We start from the raw sequence: 2,005 nt of genomic DNA on the forward strand, positions 1-2,005 counted from the left end.
CACGAACGGTTTATGATTTCATAAAGCCTATGAAAACGGTGGGAATCATTCGAAAAGACGCCGAACAAAAGCTGTGGGAAATCGCCGAACCGGTCGGAGTCATCGCGGGAATCATACCCACAACCAATCCGACCTCAACCGTGATCTACAAAGCCATGATCGCACTCAAGGCCCGCAATGCGATCGTGTTTTCTCCGCACCCCAGCGCAGTCCGCTGCACGAATGAAGCAGCTAAAATCATGCATCAAGCGGCCGTCGCCGCCGGAGCACCCGAAGGGGTGATCGGATGCATCCTCAACGTCTCCATGGGAGCGACCCAAGAACTCATGAAACACCCCAGCGTTGCCATGATCCTGGCCACCGGTGGAAGCGCGTTAGTCAAAGCCGCCTACAGCAGCGGGAAACCCGCCCTCGGGGTCGGCCCCGGAAACGTGCCAGCCTTCGTCGAACGCAGTGCGGACCTAGCTAAAGCTGCCGAATACATCATCATGGGCAAAACCTTTGACAACGGAACCATCTGTGCCTCCGAACAATCCATCGTCGCCGAAGACTGTATCGTCGACGAACTGATCAATCACCTCAAACGCTTTGGCGCTCACTTTCTCGACCCTGAAGACGTCGCCAACGTCTCTAAAGTAGTGATGCTCCCCAACGGAGGCGTCAACCCTAAAGTCGTCGGGAAAGACCCGAAATTCATCGCTCAACTCGCCGGAATCAGTATCCCAGATCGAACCCGATGCTTAGTTGCCCCCTTAAGCGGAGTCGGTCCACAATGGCCCTTATCCTACGAAAAGCTCACCACGGTCCTTGGTTTTTACCGAGTTGCCGACTGGCATGAAGGGTGCGAGCGCTGCTTTCAACTCTTAGAAGCGGGCGGAGTGGGCCATAGTCTGGCCATGCACAGTAATAATGAAGAAATCATCCGAGAATTTGCGCTTAAGAAACCCGTCAACCGACTCCTGATCAACACCCCAGCAGCCATGGGCGGCGTCGGAGCGACCACCGGCCTAGCCCCCTCCTTCACCCTCGGGTGTGGAACTTGGGCAGGCTCGAGCGTCTCAGAAAACGTCACACCCCAGCACCTGTTGAACATCAAACGAGTTGCTTGGCATCAACAAATTCCAGACCGCAAACCCGTCGACCCCATGAACCTAAAGGGAAGCAGTGAGAGAACCCAAACTCAAAACCAGAACCAGAATCAAACTCAAAATCAAGCACAATCGCCGCAAGTCGATGCCCAGTTAGTCCAAGAAATTATTAAACAAGTCATGCAGCACCTCAATGGCATGAAGTGTTAGTGTGAAAACGTGATTGATTAAGATCGAACCTTGAACATTGAACCTCGCGCATTGCTTCAAAGATCTTCAAATTTATAGTTAAAATTAATTAATTATCGAGCCTCGAACATCGAACCTCGAGCCTCGAAATACAGGAGGGAACAAAATGGCACAAGATCGAAGTGTAATCGCACTTGGAATGATAGAAACCAAAGGATTGATCCCCGCGATCGAAGCAGCGGATCAGATGTTAAAAGCAGCTAATGTCACCTTGTGTGGAAAAGAGCACGTCTCAGGAGGACTCGTCTCAGTCATGGTTCGAGGAGATGTCGGAGCGGTCAAAGCCGCAGTTGATGCAGGAGCCGCAGCAGCCCAACGAGTCGGAGCACTCCTCAGTGTCCACGTTATACCGCGTCCGCACCAAGACGTTGAGTTCATTTTGCCCGTCGGTGACAACAAAAGTTATGGAGAGAAATAACCTCGGGCATCTGAACTCCGACTTCTGCAGTGAGAGGTGAGGACTTGATCGTCACAGAATATGAACTTAGAGCCAATTGGCATAAAACTAAAGCGAGCCTGATCGTACTACCGCCCGGAAGCGTGATCACGCCCTCAGCGCGGGATTTTATCCGTTCTAAAGGAATCGAGGTTCAAATTGAAGGAAACGGACTTCAGGACCTCAATAAGAGTACCTTTTCCAATGTAGCCCAAAGTATCGGTAGAAGTAA

The 2,005-nt window shown here is 51.6% G+C and carries 2 protein-coding genes and 1 pseudogene; all 3 read left to right on the plus strand.

What is annotated here, in order from left to right:
* On the plus strand, nt 1–1,298 hold a 1,298-nt coding region (locus tag UF75_RS25510; RefSeq protein ID WP_052693681.1), incomplete at its 5' end, for an aldehyde dehydrogenase family protein.
* Nucleotides 1,299–1,443: 145 nt separating this feature from the next.
* Nucleotides 1,444–1,755 (plus strand): BMC domain-containing protein, encoded by a 312-nt coding sequence (locus tag UF75_RS25515; RefSeq protein WP_045577318.1) that lies wholly within the window; start codon nt 1,444–1,446, stop codon nt 1,753–1,755.
* 44 nt (nt 1,756–1,799) lie between these two features.
* Nucleotides 1,800–2,005 (plus strand): annotated as a pseudogene (locus UF75_RS25520) (cobalamin adenosyltransferase); the annotation flags it as partial.

This window comes from Desulfosporosinus sp. I2 (assembly GCF_000960765.1).
Classification (GTDB): Bacteria; Bacillota; Desulfitobacteriia; order Desulfitobacteriales; family Desulfitobacteriaceae; genus Desulfosporosinus.

Coding starts and splice junctions, on each gene's coding strand:
- UF75_RS25515 (WP_045577318.1), top strand. CDS start 1,444: ATGGCACAAGATCGAAGTGTAATCGCACTTGGAATGATAGAAACCAAA.